1 pseudogene is annotated in these 390 nt (G+C 73.6%); it reads left to right on the top strand.

The annotated features are described in order from the left end of the window. Nucleotides 1-390: pseudogene (locus G3I71_RS49645) on the top strand (ABC transporter ATP-binding protein); the annotation flags it as partial.

Raw genomic sequence — 390 nt, 5'->3', positions numbered from 1 at the left:
GGGTCCGCGGCCAGTGGCTGATCTCGGTCTACTTCCCCTTCGTGCAGCTGCTGTCCTCCGGGGCGGCCGCCGCCGTGCTGATCGTCGGCGCGGGCCGGGTGGAGGCCGGCACGCTCACTACCGGCGCGCTGGTCGCGTACCTGCTCTACATCGACCTGTTCTTCGCCCCCGTCCAGCAGCTCTCCCAGGTCTTCGACGGCTACCAGCAGGCGACCGTCTCGCTCCGCCGGATCCAGGACCTGCTGCGCGAGCCCACCAGCACCCCGCGCCCGGCCGCACCCCGCGCGGTGCGGGAGCTGCGCGGCGAGATCGCCTTCGAGGACGTGCGCTTCCAGTACGGCACCGCCGAGGAGCGCGGGGAGACGGGCGAGGCGCTGGCCGGCATCACCC

This window comes from Streptomyces sp. SID12501 (assembly GCF_010550245.1).
Taxonomy (GTDB): domain Bacteria; phylum Actinomycetota; class Actinomycetes; order Streptomycetales; family Streptomycetaceae; genus Streptomyces.
Note: the sequence above shows the minus strand (reverse complement) of the source record. Positions and strands in the feature narration are given on the sequence as shown.